General features: G+C 63.9%; 23 protein-coding genes. 13 read left to right on the forward strand and 10 right to left on the reverse strand.

Annotated elements, in window-relative coordinates:
- Positions 1-17 precede the first annotated feature (17 nt).
- Positions 18-1322, forward strand: coding sequence for an HlyC/CorC family transporter (locus ABIB80_RS05585; protein ID WP_007599226.1), 1305 nt, complete (start codon positions 18-20; stop codon positions 1320-1322).
- Between the two features lie 167 nt (positions 1323-1489).
- Here ABIB80_RS05585 and ABIB80_RS05590 read toward each other — a convergent pair whose 3' ends face one another.
- Positions 1490-1765 carry a BolA family protein gene (locus ABIB80_RS05590; protein WP_026232423.1) on the reverse strand — a complete coding sequence of 92 codons (276 nt, stop codon included), beginning with the start codon at positions 1763-1765 and terminating at the stop codon, positions 1490-1492.
- 152 nt (positions 1766-1917) lie between these two features.
- On the opposite strand from ABIB80_RS05590, the gene ABIB80_RS05595 reads away from it, so the two are divergent.
- Complete coding sequence (locus ABIB80_RS05595) at positions 1918-2553, forward strand: J domain-containing protein (protein ID WP_007599228.1); 636 nt, start codon at positions 1918-1920, stop codon at positions 2551-2553.
- Between the two features lie 147 nt (positions 2554-2700).
- On the opposite strand, the gene ABIB80_RS05600 is transcribed toward ABIB80_RS05595, so the two are convergent.
- Positions 2701-3795, reverse strand: coding sequence for a citrate synthase/methylcitrate synthase (locus ABIB80_RS05600; protein WP_354127127.1), 1095 nt, complete (start codon positions 3793-3795; stop codon positions 2701-2703).
- Positions 3796-3870: 75 nt separating this feature from the next.
- Between ABIB80_RS05600 and ABIB80_RS05605 the strand changes: the two genes are divergently transcribed.
- Positions 3871-5100 (forward strand): citrate/2-methylcitrate synthase, encoded by a 1230-nt coding sequence (locus ABIB80_RS05605; RefSeq protein WP_007599230.1) that lies wholly within the window; start codon positions 3871-3873, stop codon positions 5098-5100.
- Between the two features lie 136 nt (positions 5101-5236).
- Here ABIB80_RS05605 and ABIB80_RS05610 read toward each other — a convergent pair whose 3' ends face one another.
- Entirely contained in the window at positions 5237-5896 is a 660-nt protein-coding gene (locus tag ABIB80_RS05610) for a DedA family protein (RefSeq protein ID WP_007599231.1), read from the reverse strand.
- Positions 5897-6205: 309 nt separating this feature from the next.
- Between ABIB80_RS05610 and cobS the strand changes: the two genes are divergently transcribed.
- The 5 genes from cobS to ABIB80_RS05635 all read left to right on the forward strand — a co-directional run bounded on the left by cobS (position 6206) and on the right by ABIB80_RS05635 (position 12243).
- Complete coding sequence (cobS, locus tag ABIB80_RS05615; RefSeq protein ID WP_007599232.1) at positions 6206-7204, forward strand: cobaltochelatase subunit CobS; 999 nt, start codon at positions 6206-6208, stop codon at positions 7202-7204.
- Between the two features lie 145 nt (positions 7205-7349).
- Positions 7350-9254 carry a cobaltochelatase subunit CobT gene (gene cobT, locus ABIB80_RS05620; protein ID WP_007599234.1) on the forward strand — a complete coding sequence of 635 codons (1905 nt, stop codon included), beginning with the start codon at positions 7350-7352 and terminating at the stop codon, positions 9252-9254.
- Positions 9251-10324 carry an esterase-like activity of phytase family protein gene (locus ABIB80_RS05625; protein WP_007599235.1) on the forward strand — a complete coding sequence of 358 codons (1074 nt, stop codon included), beginning with the start codon at positions 9251-9253 and terminating at the stop codon, positions 10322-10324. Before cobT ends, ABIB80_RS05625 begins: the two co-directional genes overlap by 4 nt.
- 118 nt (positions 10325-10442) lie before the next feature.
- Positions 10443-11555, forward strand: a complete 1113-nt coding sequence (locus tag ABIB80_RS05630; protein ID WP_035993952.1) for an NADH:flavin oxidoreductase/NADH oxidase — start codon at positions 10443-10445, stop codon at positions 11553-11555.
- A gap of 277 nt (positions 11556-11832) precedes the next feature.
- Positions 11833-12243, forward strand: a complete 411-nt coding sequence (locus ABIB80_RS05635; RefSeq protein ID WP_007599237.1) for a hypothetical protein — start codon at positions 11833-11835, stop codon at positions 12241-12243.
- A gap of 244 nt (positions 12244-12487) precedes the next feature.
- Here ABIB80_RS05635 and ABIB80_RS05640 read toward each other — a convergent pair whose 3' ends face one another.
- The 3 genes from ABIB80_RS05640 to ABIB80_RS05650 all read right to left on the reverse strand — a co-directional run bounded on the left by ABIB80_RS05640 (position 12488) and on the right by ABIB80_RS05650 (position 14736).
- Positions 12488-12733, reverse strand: a complete 246-nt coding sequence (locus tag ABIB80_RS05640) for a PilZ domain-containing protein (protein WP_007599245.1) — start codon at positions 12731-12733, stop codon at positions 12488-12490.
- Positions 12734-12980: 247 nt separating this feature from the next.
- On the reverse strand, positions 12981-14318 hold the full coding sequence (locus ABIB80_RS05645; RefSeq protein WP_354127128.1) for a T6SS phospholipase effector Tle1-like catalytic domain-containing protein: 1338 nt from the start codon (positions 14316-14318) through the stop codon (positions 12981-12983).
- A 286-nt stretch (positions 14319-14604) separates the two neighbouring features.
- Entirely contained in the window at positions 14605-14736 is a 132-nt protein-coding gene (locus ABIB80_RS05650; protein WP_007599247.1) for a hypothetical protein, read from the reverse strand.
- A 361-nt stretch (positions 14737-15097) separates the two neighbouring features.
- Here ABIB80_RS05650 and ABIB80_RS05655 point away from each other — a divergent pair, with 361 nt between their 5' ends.
- The 3 genes from ABIB80_RS05655 to ABIB80_RS05665 all read left to right on the forward strand — a co-directional run bounded on the left by ABIB80_RS05655 (position 15098) and on the right by ABIB80_RS05665 (position 16127).
- On the forward strand, positions 15098-15355 hold the full coding sequence (locus ABIB80_RS05655; protein WP_007599250.1) for a hypothetical protein: 258 nt from the start codon (positions 15098-15100) through the stop codon (positions 15353-15355).
- Between the two features lies 1 nt (position 15356).
- Positions 15357-15653, forward strand: coding sequence for a hypothetical protein (locus ABIB80_RS05660; protein ID WP_007599252.1), 297 nt, complete (start codon positions 15357-15359; stop codon positions 15651-15653).
- Between the two features lie 195 nt (positions 15654-15848).
- Positions 15849-16127 (forward strand): DUF1488 family protein, encoded by a 279-nt coding sequence (locus tag ABIB80_RS05665; protein WP_007599254.1) that lies wholly within the window; start codon positions 15849-15851, stop codon positions 16125-16127.
- Between the two features lie 82 nt (positions 16128-16209).
- On the opposite strand, the gene ABIB80_RS05670 is transcribed toward ABIB80_RS05665, so the two are convergent.
- The 4 genes from ABIB80_RS05670 to rpmB all read right to left on the reverse strand — a co-directional run bounded on the left by ABIB80_RS05670 (position 16210) and on the right by rpmB (position 20381).
- Entirely contained in the window at positions 16210-18159 is a 1950-nt protein-coding gene (locus tag ABIB80_RS05670) for a DUF3732 domain-containing protein (RefSeq protein WP_354127129.1), read from the reverse strand.
- Complete coding sequence (locus tag ABIB80_RS05675) at positions 18159-18650, reverse strand: three component ABC system middle component (RefSeq protein WP_354127130.1); 492 nt, start codon at positions 18648-18650, stop codon at positions 18159-18161. Before ABIB80_RS05675 ends, ABIB80_RS05670 begins: the two co-directional genes overlap by 1 nt.
- Before the next feature lie 6 nt (positions 18651-18656).
- Positions 18657-19820: an ABC-three component system protein gene (locus ABIB80_RS05680; RefSeq protein ID WP_354127131.1), complete on the reverse strand. Its 1164-nt coding sequence runs from the start codon at positions 19818-19820 to the stop codon at positions 18657-18659.
- Positions 19821-20069: 249 nt separating this feature from the next.
- Positions 20070-20381: a 50S ribosomal protein L28 gene (rpmB, locus tag ABIB80_RS05685; protein WP_007599259.1), complete on the reverse strand. Its 312-nt coding sequence runs from the start codon at positions 20379-20381 to the stop codon at positions 20070-20072.
- A 574-nt stretch (positions 20382-20955) separates the two neighbouring features.
- On the opposite strand from rpmB, the gene ABIB80_RS05690 reads away from it, so the two are divergent.
- Entirely contained in the window at positions 20956-21765 is an 810-nt protein-coding gene (locus tag ABIB80_RS05690) for a DUF3108 domain-containing protein (RefSeq protein WP_354127132.1), read from the forward strand.
- Between the two features lie 592 nt (positions 21766-22357).
- Positions 22358-25804, forward strand: coding sequence for a helicase-related protein (locus ABIB80_RS05695; protein ID WP_007599262.1), 3447 nt, complete (start codon positions 22358-22360; stop codon positions 25802-25804).
- The last annotated feature ends 76 nt before the right edge of the window (positions 25805-25880 follow it).

A 25880-nucleotide genomic window follows, 5' to 3' on the forward strand; every position in this document is an offset into this window, starting at 1 on the left:
AGAAACCAGAGTGGTTCATGGATTGGCTCGGCTTCACCATCGTCATTCTCTGCCTGCTCGTCTCCGGCTTCTTCGCCGCGAGCGAGACCGCACTGACCGGCGCTTCGCGCGCCAGCATGCTGCGGCTCTCCAAGCAGGGTAATCGCGACGCCGACGTGGTCTCGCAACTGCTCGACATGCGCGAGCGCCTGATCGGCGCGCTGCTGCTCGGCAACAACATCGCCAATATCAGTGCATCCGCACTGGCCACCAGCATCTTCACGGCCTGGTTCGGCGACGTCGGCGTGCTCTATGCCACCGGCTTGATGACCGCACTGGTCGTGATCTTCGCCGAGGTGCTGCCCAAGACCATCGCGATCAACGCGCCCGACCGCATGGCGCTCGCGGTCGCGCGCCCGATGCGGCTGACGATGTACGTGCTGGGGCCGCTGCTGCGGATCGTGGAAGTCATCGTGCGGCTGTTGATGCGCCTGTTTGGCCTTGCCGGCGAGCACCAGGCGATCCTGTCGCCGACCGAGCGCCTCCGCGGCGCGGTCGACCTGCTGCATCATGAAGGCAAGTTCGAGAAGCACGACCGCGACATGCTCGGAGGGCTGCTCGATCTGCGCGAGCTCCAGGTCTCCGACGTCATGATCCATCGCACCGAGATGACGATGATCAACGCCGACCTGCCGCCGGAGGATCTGGTGCGCGAGGTGCTGGCGGCCGAATACACTCGCATCCCGCTGTGGCGCGAGAAGCCGGAAAACATCATCGGCGTGCTCCACGCCAAGGATTTGCTGCGCGCGATCCGCGCGGCCGACGGCGAGACCTCGCGCATCGACGTCTCCACCATCGCGCTGCCGCCCTGGTTCGTGCCGGAGATGCGGCCCGTCTCCGAGCAGCTCAAGGCGTTCCGCCGCCGCAAGACCCATTTCGCCCTGGTCGTCGACGAGTACGGCGAAGTTGAAGGGCTCGTGACGCTGGAAGACATTCTGGAAGAGATCGTCGGCGACATCTCCGACGAGCATGACGTCGTGGTCGCGGGCGTGCGGGCCCAGCCGGACGGCTCGGTCGTCGTCGACGGCTCGGTGCCGATCCGCGACCTCAACCGCGCCATGGACTGGCACCTGCCCGACGAAGAGGCAACGACGGTCGCCGGCCTCGTCATTCACGAGGCGCGCTCGATCCCCGACCGCGGCCAGAGTTTCACCTTTCACGGCTTCCGCTTCCGCGTCCTCCGCCGCGAACGCAACCGCATCACCGCACTCCGTATTTCACCGGTGCCGCGCGAGACGGAAATGGAGGAAGCCAAGCGGCGGCGGGCGGGGACGTCGTTTTAGGATTCGCATGACCCTGTTGCCCCTCATGGTGAGGAGCGCCGAAAGGCGCGTCTCGAACCATGCAGGCCAGGATGCCGCCGCGGGGGCCTGTATCCTTCGAGACGCGCGCAACTGCGCGCTCCTCAGGATGAGGAGAAATGGCGCCGTCCGACGCTTGAACTGGCGAGCTAGCTCCCGCCTTCCCCCGGCGCTTGCGCGTGGATCGCCAGCGCGTGCACGCTGCCGGAGAGTTCCGCGGCCAGCGCCGAATTTATCATGCGGTGGCGATCGACCCGGCTCTTCCCTTTGAAGGCGGAAGACACAATATAAACGCGGAAGTGCGTCTCGCCGCTCGGCCGATGGCCGGCGTGGCCCTCATGCAAATGTGACTCGTCGACGACTTGCAGGCTTTCCGGCGTGAAAGCTTCCTGCAACTTGTTGCTGATAGTGTCTCTGATGGCCATCTGGGTCATTACGGTGCGAGATCGCTCTCCGTATTGCATAGGCCGCCTCTGGCGGCCGTTCAAGGACGCCTCAGCATAGCTTCGGCTATGCTTTTCAGCTAATTGCAATGTCAAGACTTGAAGGTTTTTGCATTGCGTAGTCAAAGTCAGCCATGCCGATCGATTCATCAAAGTTCTTCGACTCCATCCGGGTCAAGCCGAAAGGCAAGCAACCGGAAGTGAAGCCGCGCGACGCCGTGGTCAATTGCGAATGGACCGGGTGCCAGAACAAGGGCGCGCATCGTGCGCCCAAGGGTCGCGACAACCAGCGTGAGTACTGGCACTTTTGTCTGAACCATGTGCGCGAGTACAACCAGAACTACAATTTCTTCTCCGGCATGAATGCCGACGCTGTCGCGCGCTATCAGAAGGATGCGCTGACCGGCCATCGTCCGACCTGGAAGATGGGCGCCAATGGCGGCGTCAAGAAAGGCGCGGAAGCCGAGATCGACGGCGCCTTCGATCCGTTCAGCATGTTCCAGGAGCTCAACGGCCGCACCGGCTGGCGCGCCGGGCCGCAGGCCGCGCCCAAGGCCGAGACGCGCAAGATCATGAATGCCGAGCGCAAGGCGCTCCAGGTGATGGGCCTCGGCCCCGAGTCCACGCTCGCCGACGTCAAGTCCAAGTACAAGGCGCTCGTGAAGCAGCACCACCCCGACGCCAACGGCGGCGACCGCTCCACCGAGGACCGCCTGATCGAGATCATCAAGGCGTATAATTACCTGAAGACCGTGGTGCGCGAGGCGTAGGCCTCTCCCCGCGCCGTAGTATCGTAGGGAGGGCAAAGCGAAGCGTGCCCACCACTTCTGTTGCGGTGTTGGATCGATGGTGGGCACGGCGCAAGTGCGCCTTTGCCCACCCTACGATTCCCGGCTTGCGGAGATATCCGCGGTCCCTCACGCCTCCGGCATCGCCCCCACATATGACGAGCTCGGCCGGATCAACCGCCCGGTCCGCTGCTGCTCGCGCGCATGCGCCGTCCAACCGGCGGCGCGCGCCACCGCGAAGATGGGCGTGAAGGCCTGCCTCGGGATCGCCAGCGCATCGAGCAGGATCGCGGTGAAGAACTCCACATTGGTCTCCAGCGGCCGCTCCGGATTCTTCTTGCGCAGCGCGCTGCGGATATAGGCCTCGACCTCGCCGGCAAAGGGCAGGCCGGCGCCGTCCGATGCCAGCGCCTCGATCGCGGTCTTGAGCACATCTGCGCGGGGGTCGCGCACGCGATAGACGCGGTGGCCAAAACCCATCATCCGCTCGCCGCGGGCGAGTGCAGCGTCCCCCCAGGGCTGGATGCGCTCGCGCGAACCGATCGCGTCGAGCATTTCCAGCACCGGCTCCGGCGCGCCGCCATGCAGCGGACCCGTCAGCGCGCAATAGCCGGCGGTGACGGCGGCAAACAGATCAGCCTGCGTTGAGGCCACCACGCGCGCGGTGAAGGTCGAGGCGTTCATGCCGTGGTCGCTGGCGGTGACGAGATAGGCGTCCAGCGCCGTGACCTCGCGTGGTTCGGGCGCGTGCCCGTGCAGCATGCGAAGCGTATCGGCAGCATGGCTCACGTTCGGATCGGGCGCCACGGGATCGAGACCCCTGGCGCGGCGGACGAGCGCGCCCGCAATCACCGGGAATGCGCCGACGATTGTCGCCTCATGGGCAAGGCCGTGCTCGGCGCGAAGTCCCGCGACCGCCGCGCGAAACCCGTCGATGATGCCCATGCCGCGCGTTGCTGGCAGCAACTCATCCAGCCGCGCGAAGGCGCGCTCGCGTGCGGCGCCCAGGCTCGCGCGCACATTAGCTTCGCTCAGCGTGGTCGTGCTGGCGCCGTTCCAGAGCCGGGCGGTGACGCCCTCAAAACTCGACTGGCTCGCCAGTCGGCCAACATGCTCCCCGGCGATGATCAACTCGCCGCGCTCGCCGTCGACATGGCTCAGCACGGTTTCGGCTGCAGGAACGCCGTCCAGCCCGATCTGGCTTTTGGTGAGGTGGATGTTCATGGCCCAAATCTCCTTTGCACCAGCCAAAGGTCGGGCCTCTCGACAGATTGATCAATCTTGATTACATAAATCAATATGAAAAATTCGGAAGGTCTCTACCTCTCCGCCCGGGAAGCCGCCGCCGAGCTCGCGATCTCGCCGGCCACGCTCTACGCCTATGTCAGCCGCGGCCTGGTCCGCTCCGAGCCGACGCCGGACTCGCGCAAGAACCGCTATCGCGCCGAGGACGTCCGGGCGCTGAAGGAGCGCCGGGTGCCGTCGCCGGAGCCGCGCGGCCTGCGCAGCTTCGATGCCGATCTGCCGGTCATGGACACGGAGATCTCCACCATCACCGAGGACGGCGCGATCTATCGCGGCGTCAACTGCGTCGATCTCGCCGAAAACGATACGCTGGAGCACACGGCGACGCTGCTGTGGGACGTCTCCGGCGTCGATCCGTTCGCCCCGCATAATCAGCCTGCGATGTCCGACGAGATGCGCCTGATCGCGCAGGCCGCGCGCCGGGCGGCACCGATCGATCGCGCCATTGCCGTGCTGGCGCTCGCATCGAGCGCCGATCCCCGCGCGTTCACGCGTGCGCCGGATGGCCGCGCCATGGTCGGTGCGCGCATCGTCCGGCTTCTGGTCGCGACCATGCTCAACACGGATCCGTCCGCCGAGCCGCTGCACCAGCAGATCGCGAGGGCCTGGGCGCCCGACAACAAGCACGCGGCCGATCTCATCCGCCGCGCGCTGGTTCTGCTCGCCGAGCATGAATTGAACGCGTCCACCTTCACCGCGCGCTGCGCGGCCTCGACCGGCCTCAATCTTTATGATTCCGTCATCGCCGGCCTCGCCGCGCTGAAGGGACCGAAGCACGGTGGCGCCGGCGTGCTCGCCTCGCAACTCGTCAAGGCGCTGGTGGATCGTGACGTCGAGCCGATGGTCCGCGAACGCGTCGCGCTCGGCGAACGCTTTGCGGGCTTCGGTCACGGTGTCTACAAGCGGGGCGATCGGCGCGCGCAGTCGCTGCTGAATGCCCTGGCCCGCGCCGGCGCACCGCGCAAATTCACCAAAGAGGTGCCGGAGCGCATCGCGGAGGCGACCGGCGAACTCGTCAATATCGACTACGCGCTCGCGGTGCTCGTGCACGCGCTGCGCCTGCCGGGAGGCAGCGAGCTCGCGTTGTTTGCGATGGCCCGCAGCGTCGGCTGGGTCGCCCATGCCAGCGAGCAATTGCAGTTCGGCAAGCTGATCAGGCCAAGGGCAAGGTATGTGGGACCGGCACCGGGACGAAGGGCGGGGGTTGCGGATTCCAAGGGATAATCAAAAACCCTCATGGTGAGGAGCGCGGAACGCGCGTCTCGAACCATGCAGGCCCGGCTTTCGCCCGCGGCCATCCTTCGAGACGCCCGCCGTTGGCGGGCCCTCAGGATGAGGCGGTGCGCCTGGATACACTCTATCACCCCCGCGGCTTCGCCACCGCGACACCGCCGCCGTTCCGGCGGCGATAGATCCAAACCGCCGCGCCTACGACGATTGCCACGCCGACCACGGTCAAAATCCACATGTGCTTGTACGGATGCCCATGGTGCGGCAGCCCGGCATATTCGTGCAGGGCCGACACCGCCAAAACACCCGGCAGCACATGCGCCGGCGCCCAGACCAGGATTGCGGGGATGTTGATGGCGTAGAAGCGGGCCGGGGGCATGCCCAGCGCGCCCGCGGTGACCGGGACGAAGGCCCGGATCGGCGGCACGAAGCGGGCGAAGAACACCGCCCAGGTGCCGAAGCGGTGGAAGAAAGTCTCGCTCTGCTCGACCACACGCGGATAATTGGTCATCGGCCAGGTGTTGAGGATCTCCCGCTGCTGCCGGTGCCCGATCCAGTAAGCCGAACCATCGCCGAGCACTGCGCCGAGCGCTGCCGCCAGCAACACCCATTGCAGCCTGAGCTCGCCGCCTGGGACCAGGGCGCTCAGCGCCAGGATGATGGTCGAGCCGGGGATGACCGAGCCCACCACCGGAACCGCCTCCAGCAGGGCCGCCAGGAAGAGGGTCAGATAGGCCAGCCACGGATGGGCCGAGACGAATGAAATGAGGGGATCGAGAAAGGACGTCACATCGTCTCTGTGGTGGGATTGGGCCTTGGGGTTCGAACCCTACATTCGGACCCTACATAAGTAACGAGCGCCGGTAAAAGTGCCACCCGCGTGAGCAGGACCGTGCCCTCGGCACGAAATTCAGGCGTGATTCGCAGGGCAGCCTTCCAAAAATCGCGTTCCTTGCCTATCTAAATGAAAAGACAACGGAACTTTGATTGGGGGGCGGGCTTCTGCCCGCGGGTTGTCTCTGATAGGTTCGCGATCGCACCCAGCCGCAGCCAACGTGCAATAACTGGTCTCGGGATCGCCCGGGACCTCGGAGGATTGATGACGACCGCCGCGATGTCCAAAGTTGAGGAAGTTTCCGGTTTGCCCGACATGAAGGTGTCGGTGCGCCAGGTGTTCGGGATCGACAGCGATCTCGAAGTCCCCGCTTATTCCGAAGTCGATCCTCACGTCCCCGAAGTCGATTCCGATTACCGCTTCGATCGCGCCACCACGCTCGCCATTCTCGCCGGCTTCGCCCACAACCGCCGCGTCATGGTCACGGGCTATCACGGCACCGGCAAATCCACCCATATCGAGCAGGTCGCCGCGCGACTGAACTGGCCCTGCGTGCGCGTCAACCTCGACAGCCACATCAGCCGTATCGACCTCGTCGGCAAGGACTCGATCGTGGTCCGCGACGGCAAGCAGGTCACCGAATTCCGCGACGGCATCCTGCCCTGGGCGCTCCAGCATAACGTCGCCCTGGTGTTCGACGAATACGACGCCGGCCGCCCGGACGTGATGTTCGTGATCCAGCGCGTGCTGGAAGTCTCCGGCCGGCTGACGCTGCTCGACCAGAACAAGGTGATCAAGCCGCACCCGGCATTCCGCATGTTCTCGACCGCCAACACCGTCGGCCTCGGCGACACCTCGGGCCTCTATCACGGCACCCAGCAGATCAACCAGGGCCAGATGGACCGCTGGTCGATCGTCACCACGCTGAACTACCTCAGCCATGACGAGGAAGTGGAGATCGTGCTGGCCAAGGCCAAGCACTATCGCACCACGGAGGGCCGCGACATCGTCAACAAGATGGTTCGCCTCGCCGATCTCACCCGCAACGCTTTCGCCAATGGCGATCTGTCGACGGTGATGAGCCCGCGCACGGTGATCACCTGGGCGGAAAACGCCGACATCTTTAGCGACATCGGTTTTGCGTTCCGGGTCACCTTCCTCAACAAGTGCGACGAGCTCGAACGTCCTCTCGTCGCCGAGTTCTACCAGCGCTGCTTCAACGCGGAGCTGCCGGAATCGGCGGTGAACGTGGCGCTCAGCTGATTTCACGCGATATGTCGTCCCGGCGAACGCCGGGACCCATACCGCGTGATGTCTCGAGTGAAGCGCCGCCGATAATTTCTCCTGACGCAATGATCGCCGGTGGTTATGGGTCCCGGCCTTCGCCGGGACGACGGGTAAGGGCGAGATGAGCACCACCTCCAACTCCAAATTCCGCAACACCAAGGAAGCTCCGACCGAGCCGTTCAAGCGCTCGGTGGCCTCCTGCCTGAAGGCGATCGCCAAGGCGCCCGAGCTCGACGTCAGCTTCGCCGCCGAGCGTCCCGGGCTCGCACCGGGCAAGGCGCGGCTGCCCGAACCCGCGCGAAAAATGACCAGGCGCGATGCCGCGATCGTGCGCGGCCATGCCGACTCGATCGCGCTCAAGCTCGCCTGTCACGATCCGAAGCTGCATCGCAAGCTGATGCCCGGCAATCCGCAGGCGCGCGGCGTGTTCGAGGCGGTGGAGCAGGCCCGTGTCGAGGCGATCGGTGCGCGGCGCATGGCGGGCGTTGCGAAGAACCTCACTGCGATGCTCGACGACCATTTCCATCGCGGCAAGTTCGACGAGATCACCGATCGCGCCGACGCGCCGCTCGCCGACGCGCTGGCGATGCTGGTGCGCGAACGCCTGACCGGCATGGCGCCGCCGACGGCCGCCAAGAAGATGGTCGATCTCTGGCGTCCCATCCTCGAAGACAAGATCGGCAGGCGGCTCGATCGGCTCGATACCGTGGTCGAGGACCAGACCAGGTTCGGCGATGCCGTGCATGATCTCCTGACGGCGCTCGAGATCGGCGACGAGCGCAGCGCCGACAGCGAAGACAATGACGAGAACGACGAGAACCAGGACGGCGACAACGATCAGTCCGGCGCCGAGGGCTCGCCCGATTCCGACGCCGCGCAGGAGATGAGCGCTGATCAAGCCCAGGCGTCGAGCGAGGAGATGAGCGAGAGCGCGATGGAAAGCGCGCAGGCCTCGACCTCCGACACCTTCGACGACGGCGAACTCGGCGACGACGAGACGCCGGGCGAGGCGACGCGACCGAATTCGCACGGCAAGAACGAGCCGCGCGGGCCGGAATATCACGCCTTCGCGCCGAAGTTCGATGAGATCATCGCCGCCGAAGACCTCTGCGACCATGACGAGCTGGAGCGCCTGCGCGCCTATCTCGACAAGCAGCTCGCACATCTGCAGGGCATCGTCGCCCGTCTCGCCAACCGCCTCCAGCGGCGCTTGATGGCGCAGCAGAACCGCGCCTGGGAGTTCGATCTCGAAGAGGGCATCCTGGACCCCGCGCGCCTGTCCCGCGTGGTGACCGATCCCTATCACCCGCTGTCCTTCATGCACGAGAAGGAGGCGACGTTCCGCGACACCGTGGTGACGCTGCTCTTAGACAATTCCGGTTCGATGCGCGGCAGGCCGATCACGGTCGCGGCGACCTGCGCCGACATCCTCGCCCGCACGCTGGAGCGTTGCGGCGTCAAGGTCGAGATTCTCGGCTTCACCACGCGCGCCTGGAAGGGTGGCCAATCGCGCGAGGCGTGGCTTGCCGCCGGCAAGCCGGCCAGTCCCGGCCGCCTCAACGATCTCCGCCACATCATCTACAAGTCGGCCGATGCCCCGTGGCGTCGTGCGCGAAAGAATCTCGGCCTGATGATGCGCGAGGGGCTGCTGAAGGAGAACATCGACGGCGAGGCGCTCGACTGGGCGCACAAGCGCCTGCTCGGCCGGCCCGAGCAGCGCAAGATCCTGATGATGATCTCGGACGGCGCGCCGGTCGACGATTCCACGCTGTCGGTCAATCCCGGCAACTACCTCGAGCGGCACCTGCGCCACATCATCGAGGAGATCGAGACCCGCTCGCCGGTCGAGCTGATCGCGATCGGCATCGGCCATGACGTGACGCGCTATTACCGCCGCGCGGTGACGATCGTGGACGCCGAAGAGCTCGGCGGCGCCATCACCGAAAAACTCGCCGAACTCTTCAGCGAGACCAACACCGCGCCCACGCAGCCGGCCAACCGCCCGCGACGCAAATTGCATTCGTGAGCAAGCATCGATCCCGCCGCAGCTTTATCGGCCACGCGGCGGCGGGATTTTCCACTCTCGCACTGTCTCGTCTGGCGCAGGCACAGCCCGCGCCGAAGCCGGCGCTCATCGAGCACGCCGTCGCCGCGCCCGTTGGCATCGAGGTCAACGCGCGGCCGATTCCCAATTTCGAGCCGCGCGACCGCGCGCGCACGCGGTTCGGTTCGCTGGACTATCGCGGCGGCCTGGTGCTGACCTCGCCGCATCGCGGCTTCGGCGGCCTGTCCGGCTTCCGCTTCCTCGACACCAAAGGCGAGCGCTTTCTCGCGATCTCCGACCAGGGCACCTGGTTCACCGGTCGCATCCGCTATTCCGGGCGGAGCATGACCGGTCTCGACGACGTCGAGGCTGCGCCGGTGCTCAATGCGGAGGGGCGGCCGATCACGGAGAAGCGGCTGTGGTACGACACCGAATCGCTCGCGCGCGACGGCGACTTCGTCTATGTGGGGCTCGAGCGCGTCAACCAGATCATGCGGTTCGATTTTTCGAAGGGCGGCACGCGCGCCCGCGGCGAGGTGCTGCCGACGCCGCCGGCAGTGCGGAAGTTGCCCTATAATAAAGGGCTCGAGGCGCTGGTGTTTGTCCCCAAGGACATACCAAAGGGGCAGCCGCTCGCGGGCACCTTGATCGCGCTGTCGGAGGGCGGCTTCGATGCCGACGGCAATCTGATCGGATTCTTGCTCGGCGGCCCGACGCCCGGCCAGTTCAGCATTCGCCGCACCGAGCAGCAGCTGATCAGCGATGCGGTGCTGCTGCCCTCGAGCGATCTCCTGATCCTCGAACGCAAATTTTCCTGGTTCACCGGCGTCGATATCCGCATCCGCGCGATCCCCCTGAAATCGATCGCGCCGGGCGCATTGGTCGACGGCCCCGTGCTGTTCAAGGCCGATCTCGGCCACGAGATCGACAACATGGAAGGCATCGACGCCCACGTCACGCCTGACGGCGAGACCGTGCTGACGCTGGTGTCCGACGACAATTTCTCGATGCTCCAGCGCACCCTGCTGCTGCAGTTCGCGCTGGTGGAGTAGGGCGGCGCGGCCGCAATGCATGACGCTACGAGCCGCCATGCCCGCCGCGCGGCTGGCAATCGGCGCATCGCTCACTACACTCTGTCCAACTCCCCGCCCCATCCCGGAACTCCCCCGCATGAGCGTCCTGTTTTCCCCGATCAAGCTGCGCGGCCTGAATTTGAAGAACCGCGTCGTGGTGTCGCCGATGTGTCAATATTCGGCCGAGGACGGCGTTCCCACCGACTGGCACTTCACCCACATCAACAATCTCAGCCTGTCGGGCGCGGCGATGTTCTGCATCGAGGCGACCCATGTCGAGGCGATCGGCCGCATCACACCGGGCTGCCTCGGGCTCTACAGCGATGCCGCCGAGGCCGCGCTGAAGCAGATCCTCACCTCGGTGCGGAAACATTCCTCGACCGCGGTCGCAATGCAGCTCGCGCATGCGGGCCGCAAAGCCTCGAGCGCGCGGCCCTGGGACGGCGGCCAGCTGATCCCGCAGGACCAGGGCGGCTGGCAGACCGTGGCGCCGTCAGCGCTGCCGCACAAGGAGGGCGAAGCCGCGCCGCTGGCGCTCGACGCCGCCGGCCTCAAGCGCATTCGCGATGCCTTCGTCGAGTCGGCGAAGCGCGCCGATCGCATCGGCATCGACGCGATCGAGCTGCACGGCGCGCACGGCTATCTCCTGCATCAGTTCCTGTCGCCGATCTCGAACAAACGCACCGACGAATATGGCGGCTCGCTCGAAAACCGCATGCGCTTCCCGCTGGAGGTCTATGACGCGGTGCGCGCGGCATTCCCGCACGACAAGCCGGTCGGGATGCGGGTGTCGTCGACCGACTGGGTCGAGGGCGGCTGGGACCTGGCGCAGACGATTGAGTTCGCCAAGGTGCTGAAGGCGCGCGGCGTCGACTGGATCGATGCCTCCTCCGGCGGCGTCTCGCCGCTGCAGAAGATCGCGCTCGGCCCCGGCTATCAGGTGCAGTTCGCAGAGGCGATCAAGCGCGAGACGGGTTTGCCCACCATCGCCGTCGGCCTGATCACGGAGCCGAAGCAGGCCGAAGAGATCGTCGCATCCGGCAAGGCCGACATGGTCGCGCTCGCCCGCGGCATGCTCTACGACCCCCGCTGGGGCTGGCACGCCGCAGCGGATCTCGGCGGCGAGGTCGAAGCCCCCCCGCAATACTGGCGCTCGCAGCCCTCGACGCAGAAGGCGCTGTTCGGCAAGACCAATTTCGGGGCGCGGTGAGGGGGGCGAATGTGGCGCGACGACCGCGCCGCAAACTCGTCATTGCGAGGAGCCCTTGCGACGAAGCAATCCAGACTGCGTCCGCGGAAAGAGCCTGGATTGCTTCGCTGCGCTCGCAATGACGGTCGGGGAGGCATGCGCCCACGCAAAGGTCGCCGCGCTTGCGTCCTTTGGTCCTAAACCATCCCACCTCACGCATCCGTAAACCCTCTCACCTTCCACCTCCGCCAAATCTGGCCTAACCTCGCGTGCGTCCAACGCCTCGCGGAGGCCTGCCATGCGGTTTCGTATCCGGAAAGCTGCCCACGTCATCGAGCGCGTGGGGCTTGCGATGGCGGGCGCGGCGTGCGGGCTGTTCGTCGGCGCTTACGTGGGATCCGCTATACCCGCGCTCACCACGGAAGGCTTCCTGCTGCTGATGATGGTGCTGGGCTTCGTCGGCTTCTATCTCGGCATCGACACACCGCAACTGCCTTTCGACGAGGCCCACGGCGACATCGACGCCGCGGAACTGTTGAGCTCCGCCGGCACGCTCTGCGCCACATTCACTGCGCTCGCCTCCGTCGCCATCATCGTGCTCCGCCTCGAACCGCATATTGCGTGGAGCTGGTTCGCCCTGTTCGGCTGGATCGCCGGCGTCGCGATGCAGATCGTCGCGGGGGCAAAGGCGCGGATGCGGAAGTCGTGAATTTGTTGTGTTGGGAGAGATCGCGCCGCAAGCACAGTGCGTTCCCTCCCCCCTTGTGGGGGAGGGCTAGGGAGAGGGGTAGCCACACGGCGTGCTCTGTCGAATGAAGCGAGACTCTGTTGCCGTCACTTCGCAGGTCGCCGACACCTTTTGCTGGGCCACCCCTCTCCCCAACCCTCCCCCACAAGGGGGGAGGGAGCCGAGCGGAGTGTGGAGCGCGGCCTTGTTCAACAGCTGGAAGGACTCAAAACACCACGCCCACTTTCGTGCCGCGCTTCCACGCCACGCGGCAGCGCTTCTTGGTGTTGACATGCAGCAGCTCGAAGCGATCGGGAATCTTCACCTGGCCGCCGAGATCGACGCAGGCGCCGCCCGGCGAATAGTCGATCAGCGTGCAGGGGATCACCGGCGCGCGCGGGTCGGTGATGATCTTGGCCTGGCGGGACACGAGGCCTGCGGGTTTGACGCGGGCATGTCGGCGCGGATGCATTGGCACTCTCCTCCAATTTCCGCGGATGGCGCGGGTGGTTTGTCGATGATGCCAAGGAGTTGATTCGATCCGGCTAAAGCGGGGCGGAGAATTTTAATGAAAAGTATTGGCGAATGGAGAAAGGAGCGGTAGCGGGGTGCGGCTGCCATCAAAGCCCGTCCGTCATTGCGAGCGCAGCGAAGCAATCCAGACTTCCTCTGCGGAAAGATTCTGGATTGCTTCGCTGCGCTCGCAATGACGAGCGGAGTCACCCCACCACGATCTCCCCCGCCTCGCCTCCAGCGCCCACACCCGGCGGCACCGGCATCGGCACCGTCACATAATCCTTCGGCAGATTCACCGGCCGATAACCGGGCTCCACCGCCATCCGCTTCAACACGCTCTCATGCACATGCGAGCCTTCGGGAATGAGGCGCGGTTCGCAATCGGGAATGTAGAGCCGCATAAACACCTTCCGCTCCGGCCATTCCTTGTAGGTCGCGCTCTTCGGCAGATACTCCAGCACGCGCCAGGGCGCCGTCATCGAATTGTGCAGCTCGCCCGTCTTGCCGGTGTAGGCCGGCTCCACATATTGAAACGGTGAGTTCTTGCGCTGGATGCCCCAGGCGAGCTGGTTCACCGTGCGCGGGTTGAAGTTCAGCCCGGCCTTGGCCGCCTCCTCGATCATCCAGAGCAGCGGATATTTGGACTCGCCGCTCTCGGCTTCCGGATAGCCGCCGCCGACGTCGCAATGCACGCCGGCGAACCACACCTGCAGGATGTCCTGCGGCTCCTTCTTGTCGTCGGGCACGAAGCGGTTGCGCCAGTAATCCTGCGGCTCCTCATACTGCTTGAGGCGGAACATGCAGCGCCGCTCGTCGATGGCGATCGCCTGGCGGAAGATGTTGACGCTGGGATTGCGCAGCGTGAAGGCGAGCTCCTCGAAGCTCGGCAAATAGCCCCGGTCGGCGCGCGGCACGATCACGCTCGCCACCGTGTCCCAGACGCCGATGAAGTGGATGGTCGGCCAGCGCGACGAGGTGATGCGTGCGAACTGGGCGGCGAGATCGAACTTGTTTTTCGGCAGCGGCCCGCTGTCGTCAAAACCCTCATCGACGAGGTCGCTGACATCGTTGCCGCGCCCGGTGCCGGAATATTGCTTGTAGGCGACGAGGCCACTGCCTGCGAGGTTGGCCTGCTCCGGCGAGATCAGGCCGATCTTGTGGATCAGCCCCGCCAGCACGCGCACGGTATAGGCGCCGCGCGAGAAGCCGAACAGGTAGATCCTGTCGCCCGGCGCGTAGTGCTCGACCAGGAAGCAATAGGCCGACAGCGTGTTGTCATCGAGCCCGTAGCCGGTGGCGAGCCCCAGCACCAGATTGATGTTGGCTTTCCAGCGGTGCCACGTCGACGGCTCGGTCACCGTGCCGACCCCGGGATCGTAGAACACCATCTGCCGCGGTCGCGTCTTGTCGGTCTTGCGCAGGCAGCGATACAGCTTCAGGACGTTGGAGATGTTTTCGGAAATCTCGTTGCCGGTGCCGTCACAGCAGATGACGAGATTCTTCGGCTCGGATGTGTGGTCGGCGTTGCGCTCGTGCTCCACAGGATACCCCTCCCGCTGATGCTACCCGGGCGAGTATAGCGGAAAAGCGCGGGGAGAAGGAGATGTATGGCCGGAAGTTCGACTGCGGCCATCCTTCGAGACGCCCGCCTGCGGCGGGCCCTCAGGATGAGGGATGAGTATGCGGCGGCATTTCAACGCACATGAGTGCAGCCAAGCCTCATCCTGAGGAGACCGCGAAGCGGTCGTCTCGAAGGACGAGGCGCTCGCTCAGGCGCCGCTGAGCGTCCTATGCGAGAGCCCCGCCGTTTTGAAAGAGGCCTCGCCGCTACTTCTTCTTCTGCCCGATCTCCGGCTGCCACGCCGCATCCTTGCGGCTGGGCGCCGCGGCGCTGGTCTTGATCTTGTCTTTCTTCGGTTTCTTGGTCTCGCGATTGCTGCGTTGCTGTCCCTTGGCCATGACGTCGTCTCCTCCTGGGTTTCGAATTCGTCCGCGTGCGAGATCGGCGCTGCAATGGTCGCTGGGCGAGGCGACGAGTTACACCTGCCCGAGCCATTGAAAGATCGCCGCTGCGCACACGAGGCGCGAAAGATGCAGCGCAACATCGACGCGCGGCAATTGCGTGAGCTGCGCTGACACGTTGGAGCGTACGCCCGCGCCGCGCCGATGGCGAGGACTAAAACGCCGCGCGCGAGTGTCGCGCTTGCAGCTTAAGTCCCGGCCCGCGCTGACATAAAGCTGGCTATTGCCGGGTAACAAGCGCATGGTTCGCCACGGCTGGCGTCGGTTGGGGCCCCTTCTTTGCGAAAGGCAGGCGCGCATGACCATCCGCTCGCGGCGAGAAACCATCACCTTCAAACATCCATTCCACATCCGCGGCGTCGCGCGCGAATTGCCGGCGGGCGCCTATGAGGTCGTCACCGACGAGGAGATGATCGAGGGCCTGTCCTTCGCGTCCTATCGCCGCGTCGCCACCATGATCACGGTGCCCTCCGAAGGCGTGCGCGGTGCGACGGAGATGCTGTCGATCGGCTCGGTCGACCTTGCGGATGCCCAACGTATCGACGCGAGTGCCTGAAATGACTGACATTCCGGTCGATCTCGACAGCCACCGCGGCATGGCCGCCCAGAAGGCAACCGATCTGCGCCGCGCGCTGGCCGATGTCGAGGCCCAGGTCAGGGAGCTGCGCGAGCGCGAGGCCGAGCTCGAAAACCGCATGATGTCGGTGCCCGCCACGTCCTGGCCGGAGGCCGCCGTGAAGGCCCGCCATCTGCTCAATCTCTATGCCGCGAGCCTCCCCGCCGAGGACACCCGTCACCGTGCGCTGGTCGCCGCGCTGTTCGACGATTTCGCAAGGCTCAACGGCGACGGCTGACGGCAAGCCAACTCGTGGCGCCATCGCGCAACGCTCGCAAGCACACCCGTCGTCCTGGCGAAAGCCAGGACCCATAACCACCGAAGTCAGTTGTTGTGCATCCTCGTGCCACAGCGTGCTTCGATACGCTGACCGACGCCCCCAGTGCGTAATTGCGCACAAGGCCGGCACGACGCGGACGCAAAGGAGTACCCCATGACGCTCACCACCAGCCGCTTCATCGCCCACGACCAGGACCGCGGCATCGTCCAGTTCTCGATGCAGGACGGCAGTAAGGAGATCGCCTGCGCGATCTCGACCTCCGCCATGGACGACCTCGAGCGCGGCCCGCGCGCCAGGCCCAGCGAGCGCGAAGAGCAGTTCACGCGCCTGCGCGAACGCATCGAAGCCTGCACCGGACGCAAATATCAGGCTACGGAGTTCGAAGGCACGCCGCCGGGGATCGTGCTGCGGAGCATTGATTTTCGGGGGTAGGGGGCTGCTCTCAGCAAGGTATCTCGCTCGACATTCTTTGGAGCCTGCCAACGCGACGCCGGCGCGTTGCACGAAATGGCGATCACCAATCTGAGGGAACGAGTGCCTTGCCGCGCCATTCCTCTGTAAGGGAGACGTTTGGGATGCCGCCCCAAACGCCTTCGTCGGCGTGGTCGAGGACGATGATTTGAAGCCGTCCACCTGCGGCCTCGACCTCTCGTCCCAAAAGAGCAAACACCTTGCGGACTGCTAGAACGTCCTGATCGCGCAGCGCGAACGCTTCAGTCGCGTCATCGCTTGCGGCCCGCTTCGGAAAATAAACTTGGCTAGGTTGATCATAGATCAACAGAGCAGGTACGAAATGTTGAGGCTCAGCGAGAAAGAATTTTTGCAACGCGAGCGTCAAGCTGACGTGATACGCGAGCCAATTCGCCCCACTGCCGATTTCCCAAAGATAGTCATCTCTGCTGCCGCGAACTACCTTTACCGTAAGGTCGTCGATTATGAGCCTCACGGGAGCATCCGGCCACTCGGCATCTAGCTGCGGCACCAGTTGAGTGGTCATGCTCTCAATTCGGGTGAGCGCGTTATTTAGTTTGCGGCGGATCTCTGCGTCAGAGACTGTCTTCTGAAGGGTTTCAATTTGCCTTCGAAGTCCTTCGATCTCCATGCGTAGGTCGGATGATTGGTCAGCCCGGTCATACAATTGCAACGCCTGTTCGAGGCGACCTAGAAAGCGTTCGACTCGGTCGAAATGATCGGCGACCTCGCGTGCGGCTTCAGAATCTCTCTCCAAGTTACCAATTTCGCCTCGAACCTCGTTCAGTCGACTAAGTACTTCCTCGGTGGCTGCTCGCTGGCGGAGCATTTCTTTATCAAGAGTCCCGGAAACGCTTGGAAGGGACTGAAGTCTTACATCAAGCGCGTCCAGAGTATCGCAAAGCTTTAGGAGTTGATTTCGATCACCCCCACTCACAATTGCAACAGGATCGTCTACTTCAGTTGTTACTAGGCCGCGAAGCCAGCTCGCCAGAGCGAGTCGATCGCGCTGAATGCGTATTGCACCACCATAGGCTTCGCTACTTTCCAACAGGCGTCTAAGCTCGTTTAGACGTTGCCTGTGTTCGTTAAGTTGCTCGGCGAGATCGCTTTCGTTGGTTCTCAGAAGCTCTAACCTCGTCAAGCTGATATCAATTCCAGCAAGCGACGGCCTCGCATTCCGTGCATTGCTGGTCACGACGCGTCGAAGCAAGTCGACAATGTTTGACCAGTCAGTTGGAAGGGTCAAATCTGCCGGCAGTAAGCCAAGCTCGATTGCTTGCCTTAACCAACCTTGTGCCTCCAGTTGCCAGGCGGAGTTCGCTGACGTCATCGTTCGCAGCTCGGCTTCTTTGCGACGCAAGATTCGATTGAGGCGGTCCAGTTCAAATCTCGCTTGCAAGACTGCAGCAGTGACTGCTCCAAGGATATAGGGGAAGATCGTCTTCAGCTTTTCGCGATGCTCGGTAGTGTCGGCCTTGAAGAACATAACGTCGGGATTTGCGACAATGTTCTGCGGCTGAAATACGAAAGCCATAAGGTCACGAAAACCTGGGCGAGCCTTGTATCCACTCTCCGGATTTGGCTCAAATTCGAGATTTGTCAGACCGGCTAGTCGGTTCAACGCTTCCTTGACGAAATCGACGTTGGTGTTCTTGCCCTCTATGCGAACAGGAACTTGGACTTCTTGGCCCTCAAGGAAGAACATGTCGCCAGTATTTTGTTGATCGCCGGGCTCGCGCCTAGCCAGAAGTTTCTGCCCTTCAACGGTTTCGATTACGATTCCGAACCATCCGCATTTTTCCCGGATTACCCCAACGGGGATCGCGCACTTGTCGGCTCCGAGACAGTAATCGATAATCGGAATGACTGCCGATTTTCCTGTTTTGGATGCGCCGCTGATAACGCTCACCGCTCTGCGTTTGAAATTCACGATCCTTGGCGGGGCTTTAGCGCGCGGCCAAAGAATGAGCTGCTGAATCTGGAAATACATCAGAACTCCACTGCCAAAATAGAAGCTATTTGTTGAAAACTGAGTTGTGCGAACCAGAACCCAACTTTGTCCGCTGCCCCTGAGAACGCTCTGATTCTTTCTGGGACCGCAGCCTTTCGGACGGAGGTCTCGGGTGTATTCGCGCGAATGTATGTGGTCGTATAGTCCAACGTGAGGAGGCGTTGATTGATACCCAATCCGATTGACTGCAATGTAAGGGGTCGAAGAGCGAGCGCTCGCTCGTGGACCGCCAGGAGCTTCTCTCGCTCCTTTCCAAGCTTCGCTGCAAAGAGAGTAAGCCCGGACGGCTTCAGCGTTGAACTAATGACATCCAATGTTGGTCGGTGAAGTAAGAGCGGTAATACAAGAAATGACAAAGGTAGCAGCGGGGTGCGACCGTCCTCGGACTGATATCCAAGCCCAAACCGCCAAAGAGCGTATGCGCCAAGCGCGGGATTCTGGACAATCTCGATTTCGTTCAACGGCCGCATCCAGAGTTACTCCTCAGCGGGTCCAAGCAACGATTTGTAATCGGGATGCCAGCCCACTTCTCTAACGTCAGCCAGAGCGTTGAAAGATCCATGCACGAAGTGTTCGGGAACCGAGCGAGTATCGATCGGAATTTGCAGCTGGGCGCATCGTCGGTAGATTTGACGTCCTCGAAATGCTCCCTCCTCGAACGAGAAGAGGTCATCTATCTCTCCGGAGATTAGCCCGTGGCGCCGTACAAGCGAATCGTCGAAGTCGCTGAAACTCCCTTCCCAGACGAGCCCTGCTTCTGCCCAGCGGGATTTATCTGAAGATGCTCGAAGGAAGTCGCTGATCGCTCTGACTCGATCGCCTTCGCTTGCGTCAATAATCTCGAGTTGGCGGATGAAGGTTGGTCGTTTGACGAGAATTGCTGCGACCTGCTCTTCTTCTGGCTTTGAAGATAGGGATGTGAGCAAACCGGGAAGATTATTTCTTTGAACAAAAGCGATGAAGTTGGCCTTGAACTTATCTCCGTCTATCTTCGCTGCTTTTCCTTTGCGAATTAGCTCATCCGCCCATTCCTTTGCCATTCCGATGGCTGAATGACAAAGAGCGTCGACTAGCTCGGCGACCACGGTTGTCTTAATGAGCGCGCGTAGGCTCTCTATAGGATCGTCTTCACTTACTATGATTAGTCGCTTTGCAATGGCGGCCCGCTCTTCATCTGTAGCTGACAGGAAGCGCTGAATGTAGGTCGCGCAAGCAGTGGGCTTCTTCTTCTTAAAGCTAGAGGCAATAGCGTCGGTTAGACCTTTGACGTCGGCATTGGAATTACAGTTGTTTAACGCTTCAGCCCAAGAGCCCGTGTGAAACGGTGACACGTAAATTCGAAACTGAGACTTCTTGGGATCAATCGCTCCACTTGCCGCGCTGTCGAGCCAATTGGCGAGCGCTTTCCATAAATCTGCGGCCCAGTCAGATAGCGGATTTTGTTTGAGGGCACTCTTTGTTTGCTCGAGAGTGACTGCGCCGTTGGAGTAGTGGACGGCTACATCATCCAGCAGTTCTAGCGAAACCTGAGCTCCACTAGGGCAGGTTAAGAGATGATAGCAGAGACGGACCTGTTGCAGGGAAAAGCCCAGGTATGGTCCGGGTGCAGCATGTTTTACGGCTTTTACAGCAACGTTCATTCCCGCCCCTGACGACTAGCCACAATGAGCCGAGCCGATTTCCCTTCTTATTCTTGCACGCCTCGGTTGATGATCAATAAGGCTAAAGCATAGGCTGCGAATCGATGAGAGGGGAGTCCCCGTGTTCCGAGGCCATAGCCTTGATGCACAAGAAAAAACGGCCGGATCTTCCGATCCGGCCGTTACGCAAAACTTGATCCAGCTAAGCCTACGCCTCGCGACGCAAGCCCTCGCCCAATTCGAAAATTCTTAGCTCGCCTTCTTCTCTGGCGCAGGGGCCGGGCCGATCTTCTTCTGGATGGCGCGCTTCAGCTCGAGGGCGCGCGGCGACAGCACGGCGGCTTTGGCCTTGAGCAGGAAGGGATCGAGGCCGCCATTGTGGTCGACGCTCTTGATCGCGTTGGTGGAGACGCGCAGGCGCACGTTGCGGCCCAGCGCTTCGCTGATGAAGGTCACGTTGACCAGGTTCGGCAGGAAGCGGCGCTTGGTCTTGATGTTGGAGTGGCTGACCGTGTGGCCGACCTGGGGGCCCTTGGCCGTCAATTCGCAGCGGCGAGACATGGCAAAATCCTCAATCTTTCCCAACGATGTGCGGCCGCCATTCGGGGCGCCACGGGCAAATTCTCTGTCCTTGCAGGGAGCGGGCGGACGTATAGGGGGGAAGCGGCGGGACGTCAAGGTTTTGGGGCGGGTTTCGTGCTCCAAGGTAGCTGTCATCGCCCGGCTCGACCGGGCGATCCAGTACGCCGAGACGGTACGGCTGACCAGAGGGGCCGCGGCGTACTGGATGCCCCGGTCAAGCCGGGGCATGACAGCGGTGGAGGTGGCGGGGTGAGGTGCGCGGTTCTGACCCGCCCCGATCACCAAAACGGCAATGATTATCGCGCCTTACCATCACATAAAGGGCGTATTCGCGCCCGAAGAGTCCAGTGGAGTTCCGGACGCGGAGTGGCCCGGACACATTGCTTGGCGCGGGTTTTGGCTTAAGTAACAACCGTTCGCGCCCCGATTGGATTGTTTCGTGCTCACAACGTCTCATCTTGCGCCAAGCCTGCGCCCAAATGAGCTGCGCTCAGCGGAGCGGCGCGCAAGGAATCCACGCGCAAGTCATCCGCGCTCTGCCGGCCGCTGGGTCATGGCGGCCCTTGGCGGGCTGGTTTTGGCGTGGGCGGCGGAGCCCGCGGCGGCGCAAGGCAAGCTCGAGGCGCAATACGAGGCGACGCTGTCGGGCATTCCCGTAGGCCGAGGCGCCTGGAACATCGACATCCAGGACGATGTGTTCGCGGCCGCGGCCTCCGGCGGTACCTCGGGGCTCTTGAAATCGTTCGCGGGCGGGTCGGGCACCGGCGCCTCGCAGGGCCGCGTCGTCAACGGCGCGCTGGTGGCGACCGGCTACCAGGCCTCCACCACCACCTCGAAGAAGACCGAAGAGATCCGCATCACGCTCGACAAGGGCAATGTGAAGGATTTTGCCATCCTGCCGGAGCCGCCGGTCGATCCCGACCGCATCGTCGTCACCGACGCGCATCGCCGCGGCGTCTGGGATCCGATGACGGCCTCGCTGGTGCGCGTAGCAGGCAGCGGCGACGTGCTGTCGGCGGACGCCTGCCACGGCAGCGCCGCCGTGTTCGACGGCCGCATGCGCTACGAGCTCAAGCTCGATTTCAAGCGCATGGAGAGCGTGAAGGCGGAGAAGGGCTATCACGGCCAGGTCGTGGTCTGCTCGCTGTATTTCGTGCCCATCGCCGGCTACATCCCCGACCGTCCCGTGATCAAATATCTCGCCGCCCAGCGCAACATCGAGGTCGCGTTCGCGCCGATCGCGGGAACGCGCATCCTGGTCCCGTTCTGGCTGAAAGTGCCGACCCCGCTCGGGCCGGCCATGCTGGAAGCCACCAGCTTCATCACCACGGCCCAGCCGCCCAGGATCGCGAAGACGCAGTAGAGGGGCGTCCCGTGCTGAATCTCCCTTTTTGGTGAAAATAAACGCAAGCGATTTCAATGGCATCCCTACTGTGCATGGGGTTGTTTTCGCACTTTTTGTTTGGGAGGGCTCCAGGGCCGGGAATCCATTTGACTCCTCCCCGATTCTGATTCGACTCCGCGCCGTCCCCAGCTTTAACGAATCCGCCACCGAAACGTCGCTTGTGCGGCGGGCCAAAACTCCATCTAGTGCGAACCCAATAAGCCTCCCGCGACATCTTGCGAGAACGGAACAGGACTCAAGGGGGAGTCAGCGATTCGGCCGCGATTCGTTCTCAACTCGTTCCGAAGCTTAAAGCCAACGGGAAAAGCGTCGCAAAGTGAGACAGTTGCGCGGGATTTGGGAAGGGGCGCCGCATTCTCCGCCGTCATGCCCCGGCTTGACCGGGGCATCCAGTACGCCGCGCCCTCTCGGTTTGATCTGCGCCGCCTCTGGAATACTGGATCGCCCGGTCGAGCCGGGCGAGGACAGCAGTGTGTGAGGCGAGCCCTTCGCGCCACCGCCCCAAAACAGCACTGACATTCGCCCCAATCGCCATTACCTAATCCCCCAGATGCCTTTTTCCTCCTCCCCCTTCGCTTCCGAGCGGCTTCCCGGCGCCGGCGTCACTGCGGTGCTCGGTCCCACCAACACCGGCAAGACCCATCTCGCCATCGAGCGGATGCTCGCGCATCCCTCCGGCATGATCGGGCTGCCGCTGCGCCTGCTGGCGCGCGAGGTCTACAACAAGATCGCAGCAAGGGTCGGCCCCGACGCCGTCGCGCTCGTGACCGGCGAGGAGAAGATCAAGCCGAAAGCGCCGCGCTATTGGGTCTCGACCGTCGAGGCGATGCCGCGGGATCTCGACGTCTCGTTCCTCGCCGTCGACGAGGTGCAGATCGCCTCCGATCTGGAGCGCGGCCACGTCTTCACCGATCGCATCCTCAACCGGCGTGGCCGCGACGAGACGCTGCTGCTCGGCGCAGCGACGATGCGGCCCATTATCGAGCGGCTGCTGCCGGGCGTCTCCATGATCACGCGGCCGCGTCTGTCGCAGCTGGAATTCGCCGGCGACCGCAAGATCACGCGGCAGCCGCGCCGCACCGCCATCGTCGCCTTCTCGGCTGACGAGGTCTACGCCATCGCCGAGCTGATCCGCCGCCAGCATGGCGGTGCCGCCGTGGTGCTGGGCTCGCTGTCGCCGCGCACCCGAAACGCGCAGGTTGCGATGTTCCAGAACGGCGAGGTCGATTACCTCGTCGCCACCGACGCCGTCGGCATGGGCCTCAATCTCGACGTCGACCACGTCGCCTTTGCCTCCGACCGCAAGTTCGACGGCTACCAGTTCCGCCGCCTGACGCCGTCCGAATTCGGCCAGATCGCCGGCCGCGCCGGCCGCGCCACCCGCAACGGCACCTTCGGCACCACCGGCCGCTGCGCACCGTTCGAGCCCGAGCTCGTCAATGCGCTGCAGAACCACACCTTCGACCCCGTGAAGGTTTTGCAATGGCGCAATTCGAAGCTGGATTTCGCTTCCCTCGGCGCGCTCCAGGTCTCGCTGAACCTAGCCCCCGGCCATGAGGCGCTGACCCGCGCGCCGATCGCCGAGGACATGCGCGTGCTCGACCACGCCGCCCGCGACGCCGAGGTGCGCGATGTCGCGCATGGCAAGGATGCGGTGGAACGGCTGTGGGAGGCCTGCCAAATCCCGGATTATCGAAAACTGTCGCCGGCCGCCCATGCCGAGCTGGTGACGACGCTGTACGGCTTCCTGATGCGGAAGGGGTGCATCCCCGACGCCTGGTTCAGGACCCAGATCGACCAGGCCGACCGCGTCGACGGCGATATCGACACGCTGTCGGCCCGGATCGCGCAGATTCGCACCTGGACCTTCGTCGCCAACCGTCCCGACTGGCTGAAAGACCCCGAACGGTGGCAGGGGATCGCCCGCGAGGTCGAAAATAAATTATCGGATGCGCTCCATGAACGCTTGACTGAGCGTTTCGTTGATCGCCGGACCAGTGTATTGATGCGCCGCCTGCGGGAGAACACGAGCTTGAATACTGAAATCGGCAAGACCGGCGAAGTCATCGTCGAAGGCCATGTCATCGGCCGCCTCGATGGCTTCACCTTTGCACCGGATGCGGCGGAAGCCGGCTCCGATGCGAAAGCGTTGCAGGCTGCAGCGCAGGCCGTGCTCGCCGGCGAGATCAACGCGCGCGCCGAAAAACTGGGCAATGCGCCGGACGAGCAGTTCGTGCTGACCTCGGAAGGCATCATCCGCTGGACCGGCGATGCCGTGGCGCGGCTGTCTGCCGCAGAGGACGCGCTGCATCCGCGCATCCGCATCATCTCCGACGAACGCCTCACGGGCGCCCCCCGCGACAAGGTGCAGGCCCGGCTCGAGCTCTGGCTCAAGACGCATATCGAAAAGCTGCTCGGGCCGCTGTTCGAGCTCAGCAAGGCCGAGGACGTCACCGGCATCGCCCGCGGCATCGCCTATCAGCTCGTGGAGGCGCTCGGCGTGCTGGAGCGCCCGAAGATCGCCAACGAGCTGAAGGACCTCGACCAGCCCTCGCGCGCGACCTTGCGCAAATACGGCGTCCGCTTCGGCGCCTATCACCTCTATTTCCCCGGCCTGCTCAAGCCGGCCGGGCGTGCTCTGGCCGCGCTGCTCTGGGCGCTGAAGCAGGACAATGTCGATCCCTCCGCGCTGTCGGGCGCGCAGCATCTGGCGAGCTCCGGCCGCACCTCGTTCCCGGTCGACAAGCAGCTGCCGCGCGACGCCTATCGCGTGCTCGGCTACAAGCAGGCCGGCGAGCGCGCCGTCCGCGTCGACATCCTGGAGCGCCTGGCCGATCTGATCCGTCCGGCGCTGGCCTGGCGCGAGAACGCGTCCGGCGAAAAGCCCGCCGGTGCGTTCGACGGCCGCAGCTTCGTGGTGACGCAGGCGATGACCTCGCTCACCGGTTCGGCCGGCGAAGATTTTGCCTCCGTGCTGCGTGCGCTCGGCTATCGCATGGACAAGCGCCCGCCGCTGCCGGCGAAACCCGCCGCGGCTGTTGCCGAGATCCCTGTTGCTGACGCGGCTGCTGCTGAAGCCTCCAGCGAAGAGACGCCCGCAGCCGAAACGTCGGTCGAGGACGCCGCAGTGCCTGCGGAAACCGCGATCGAAGCCGCCGCCGAGCCTGTGACCGTCGAAGACGCGCCCGGCATGGAGCAGCACGACGAGCCCGTGCAAGACGAGCCGGCGCTCGAAGCCTCCGTCACGCCGGAAGACGCTCCCGGCATCGCGCCGCCTGCGGAAGAGGCTGCGGCACCCGTTGAAGCCGCCGAAACCGCACCTGCCGAGACCGCACCTGCCGAGACCGCGTCTGCAGAGACTGCTGCAACCGAAGCCGCTGCGTCGGCCGATGCGGCTGCGCCTGTGGAAGCCGCGGCAACGCCCGCCGAGCCCGAGCTCATCGAGGTCTGGCGTCCCGCCGGCCGTCACGACGATCGCAAGCCGCGCCACGAGCGCCATCGCAACCAGCGTCATCACCAGCCGCGTCCGCAGGCGGCTGCTGAAGCAGGCACTGCGCCTGCCGAAGGCGAAGCCCAGCCTGCCGCCGACGGCGAGAAACGCGGTGAGCGTCATCGCCATGGCGGCGGTCATCGCCGGGATTCCGGCCGCGATGGCGGCAGGGACTTCCGCAAGCCGCGCGAAGGTGGCGCCGAAGCTGCGCCGCGGCCCGAGGGACGCGACGACAAGAACCGCCGCTTCGAGGGCAAGAATGGCGGCAACAAGGACCGCGACAACAAGGATCGCAACAAGGGCAAGTTTGGTGGCGGTGATCGCGACAAGGGTCGCGACAACCGTGGCCGCGACCGCGACAAGGGCCGCGACCGCCAGGGCGGACCCTCGCTGCGCCCCTATGCATCGAGCGCCAATCCGCGCGAGCGCGATCGCCCGGTCGATCCGAACTCGCCGTTCGCAAAGCTCGCTGCGCTAAAGGAGCAGCTGTCCGGGCGTAAGGAGTAGCGTAGCGTTTTCAAGCGAAGTGCGGAGCGGTTCGCGTGAAGAAAACGCGTCAGAGGGAATAGAGTCACGACCGAGC

This window comes from Bradyrhizobium sp. i1.15.2, assembly GCF_040548425.1.
In the GTDB taxonomy this organism is placed as follows: domain Bacteria; phylum Pseudomonadota; class Alphaproteobacteria; order Rhizobiales; family Xanthobacteraceae; genus Bradyrhizobium; species Bradyrhizobium canariense.